General features: G+C 71.5%; 4 protein-coding genes. 3 read left to right on the top strand and 1 reads right to left on the bottom strand.

Annotated features, from left to right (window positions below; genetic code table 11):
* The 3 genes from FJ251_14345 to FJ251_14335 form a co-directional block, all read left to right on the top strand.
* A partial coding sequence (locus FJ251_14345) for an ATP-binding cassette domain-containing protein (GenBank protein ID MBM4118885.1) occupies positions 1 to 640 on the top strand: 640 nt, incomplete at its 5' end.
* The gene (locus tag FJ251_14340) at positions 640 to 1,461 is read left to right on the top strand and encodes a metal ABC transporter permease (GenBank protein ID MBM4118884.1); all 822 of its coding nucleotides are present in this window, start codon (positions 640 to 642) and stop codon (positions 1,459 to 1,461) included. The genes FJ251_14345 and FJ251_14340, both read left to right, overlap by 1 nt.
* A gap of 48 nt (positions 1,462 to 1,509) precedes the next feature.
* Positions 1,510 to 2,781 carry a T9SS type A sorting domain-containing protein gene (locus tag FJ251_14335; protein ID MBM4118883.1) on the top strand — a complete coding sequence of 424 codons (1,272 nt, stop codon included), beginning with the start codon at positions 1,510 to 1,512 and terminating at the stop codon, positions 2,779 to 2,781.
* A gap of 68 nt (positions 2,782 to 2,849) precedes the next feature.
* On the opposite strand, the gene FJ251_14330 is transcribed toward FJ251_14335, so the two are convergent.
* Positions 2,850 to 3,737 carry a hypothetical protein gene (locus FJ251_14330; protein ID MBM4118882.1) on the bottom strand — a complete coding sequence of 296 codons (888 nt, stop codon included), beginning with the start codon at positions 3,735 to 3,737 and terminating at the stop codon, positions 2,850 to 2,852.
* Positions 3,738 to 3,799: the final 62 nt, after the last annotated feature.

Below are 3,799 nucleotides of genomic sequence, written 5' to 3'. Positions count from 1 at the left end.
CACCCTGCTCAGGCTGGTGCTCGGCCTGCTCGAGCCCGAGCGGGGCAGTGTCAGCGTCTTCGGCCGGCGCCCGCGGGAGGCCCGCGCGCTGCTCGGCTACGTGCCCCAGTTCCGCACCTTCGCCAGCGACTTCCCGATCTCGGTCGAGCGCGCCGTGCTCCAGGGCCGCCTTGGCCAGACGCGGCGCCTCTTCGGCTGGCGCCGCGAGGACCACGCCGTGGCGCGTCGCGCGCTGGAGTCCGTGGCGATGGCCGAGCTGGCCGAGCGGCCGCTGGCCACGCTCTCGGGCGGCCAGCTCCAGCGCGTCCTGATCGCGCGGGCCCTGGCCTGCGCGCCGCGCATCCTGCTGCTGGACGAGCCGACCGCCAACGTGGATGCCCAGGTCGAGTCCAGCCTCTTCGAACTGCTGCGCGAGCTGAACCGCGAGCTGACGATCGTCCTCGTCTCGCACGACGTCGGCTTCATCTCGGGCTACGTGCGCCGCGTGGCCTGCCTGAACCGGCGCCTCGTCTGCCACGAGACGAGCGCGCTGAGCGGGTCGATCATCGCCGAGATGTACGGCGGCGCCGCGCAGATCATCCACCACCAAACGCACCTGGCGCCCGACGCGCCGGGCGCGCAGCCCGGGCGGCCGCGCTGATGCCGGACTTCTTCGCCGCCCTCGCCAGCCAGGGTTTCCTCCAGCACGCGCTGGCGGCGGGCCTGCTCGCCAGCGTCGGCTGCGGCGTGATGGGGCCCTTCGTGGTCGTCAAGCGGATCACCTTCCTCGCCGGTGGCATCGCGCACGCGGTGCTGGGCGGCATGGGCGTGGCGGCCTACCTCGGCGGCTCGCCCCTGGTCGGCGCGCTGATCGCGGCGCTCGCCGCGGCCCTCTTGATCGGCGCCGTGCGCCTGAAGGCCAGCGAGCGCGAGGACACCCTGATCGGCGCCCTCTGGTCGGTGGGGATGGCCGTGGGCATTCTCTTCATCGCGCGCACGCCGGGCTACAACGTGGACCTGATGAGCGCGCTCTTCGGCAACATCCTGATGGTGACCGCGGGACACCTGCGCCTGATGGTGGGCCTGGACCTGCTGCTCGTCGCCGTCGTGGCGGCCTTCTACAAGCAGCTCCTCGCCGTCGCCTTCGACGAGGAGTTCGCCCGCCTGCGCGGCGTGCGCGTGACCTTCTTCTACCTGCTCCTGCTCTGCCTGATCGCCGTCACGGTGGTGCTGCTCATTCAGGTCGTGGGGCTCATCCTCGTCATCGCGCTGCTCACGCTGCCGGCGGCGGTGGCAGGCCAGTTCGCGGGCTCGCTGAGCCGGATGATGTGGATCGCCGTGCTGCTCGGCGCGCTGATCTGCGCGGGCGGCCTCGCGCTGAGCTACGGACCCGACCTGCCGGCCGGCGCGACGATCATCCTGCTCGCCGGCGCCGTCTACCTGCTCTCGACGCTCGCCGGGCGCATCCTGCGCCGCGGCTGAACCGTCCCCATGCTATAATGGAGGGACTCTTCCCCCAGGAGGTGTCCCATGCCGCGCGCTTTCCTGACGCTTCTGCTGCTCTCCCTGAGCCTCCCCGCCGTGGCGCTGGACTGGGAGTACGTCGGCATGGACGGCATCCAGGCCACGCGAGTGGTCGTCGATCCCCTGCGCAGCCGCGTCTTCGTCGGCACCTACGAGGGCTTCCACTACTTCGACCAGCCGACGGGCGCGTGGACCGAGCGCGACTGGGAAGGCTGGATCGGCCGCCAGGTCTACGCGATCGACTACGCCGACGCCTTGCCCCTGCGCGTGATCACCGGCCGCGAGAACGCCTTCTTCAAGGGCTACCTCGAGTACAGCAACGACCTCGGCGCGACGGAGACCTGGGTCTACGAGTCCACGGGCGGCAGCGTCACCGATGCGCTGCACCTGGACGGCGGGCCGCACTTCGCTTGCACCTGGTCGGACATCGCGCCCGGCGAACTCCTGCGCTCCACGAACGCCGGCGTCAGCTGGACGCCGCTGGCCGGCCACGGCTTCTACGCGATGACCGATCTCGAGCGCGGCCCGGCGGGCGAGCTCTACCTCGCCGGCAACGTCGGCGTGAAGTGGAGCCAGACCGGCGGGACGAGCTGGTCCAGCTTGACCGGCAACCTGCCTGCGGGCCAGCTCGTCCACAGCGTGGCCTACGTCAGGCCCGGGGGCGACACGCCGCCCCCGACGAGCCTGCTCGCCTGCCTCGACCCCGGTCTCTACTACAGCGACGCGCCCGGCCTCTGGACGCGCGTACTCGTCAGCGCCTGCCGGCGCGCGGCTGGCTTACCGGTGCCGGGCGGTCCCTGGCCCGCGCCCGATCGCTTCGCCGTCGTCACCGCGAACGGACGTGTGCTGATCTCGCGGGACTTCGGCGCGAGCTGGCAGGACGAGACCGGCGCCCTGCCCGGCACGGCCATCGATCTCGCCTACTCCCCCTGGGACGACGGCCTCTACGTGCTCACCGCGAGCCGCGGGCTCTACCGCTTCCAGGACGTGGTCACCGCCGCGGGCGAGGCGCCTGCGGTGAACGCGAGCCTCGCTGCCTACCCGAACCCTTTCAACCCGGCGACGACCCTGATCCTGCGTCTTCCGGCCGCGGGGCAGGCGCGCCTGCGCGTCTTCGGCGCCGACGGCCGCGCGGTGGCAACGCTGATCGACCGCGAGTTGCCCGCCGGCCAGACGCGCCTCGCCTGGCAGCCGCAGGGCCTCGCCAGCGGCGTCTACCTGGCGCGCCTGGAAACGCCCAGCGCCAGCGCCACGCGCAGACTAGTTCTGCTCAAGTAGCGCCGGCGCACGCGTTCATTTCCCCGCAATCCTGCCTGGCGGATTGCGGGGAAAGGAACGCGCGCGCCCTAATGGACGCTGAACATCGCCAGGGGGAGGAAGAGCAGGCTGCCGGTGTCGGCGGACACGGGCCGGAAGCCGCCCAGCGTGAAGGCCATGCGCTCGCCGAAGAAGCGCACGCCGAGCGTCATGAAGCCGTCGAACTCGTCATCGTCGTCATCGTCACCGCCGAATGAGAAGGCCAGCTCGCTGCTGGCCCACTCCGCGAAGAGCTTCGTTCGCCGGTTGATCTGCAGATCGCCGCCGACCATGACGCGCGTGGCCGCTTCGCCGTCCTCGTTGAAGCCGCGATCCGCGGCAACGCTCAGCGAGCGCCGCCGATCCCCGATCCCGACCACCACGGCGAGGCTGGAGAAGCGCTGCGCATCGGGCGCGATGAGGTGGCTGCCGGTTATCGCGAGGCCCAGGTCGTGCGTCTCGCGGTCGACCAGCTCGGCCTTGAGCCCGACGGCGATGAAGTTCCAGTCACCGCCGATCGGGAAGAGCGTGGCGATACTGAGGTCCAGGTTCTCGGTGATGCCGTAGCCGCCGTTCAGGATGAGCAGCTCGAAGTTGCGAAAGTAGGCATCGCCCTTGCCGACCGTGGCCGGGGTCGGCGTGAGCAGGACGGAGTTGCAGTCGGGGTCGTCGGCGACGCCGTAGCGGATGCCCGCCTTCGCGAGCCGCTGGATCTGCGCCCGCTGCACCTCGACGCGCCCGAGGCTGGCCGTCTCGATGGTGATGCTGCTGTCCGTCTCGGCCACGATGTGGCCGCTGAGGACGGTGCCGTCGACGAGCAGGATCTCGTCGACGAGCGGCGTCCGCGCGGCCTCCGGGCGGCGGTCGGTCACTGCCCCGCGCGCCGCGGCCGGCGCCGCCAGCGCGATCAGCAGCAGTGCGAACAGCGCCTTGCGCATCCCCACCCCTTTCCGCCCGCTAGCGCAGGCGTATGCTCAGGCCCAGCCCGTCGCGCACCGGC

The organism is bacterium, assembly GCA_016873475.1.
Lineage (GTDB): Bacteria > Krumholzibacteriota > Krumholzibacteriia > JACNKJ01 > JACNKJ01 > VGXI01.
Note: the sequence above shows the minus strand (reverse complement) of the source record. Positions and strands in the feature narration are given on the sequence as shown.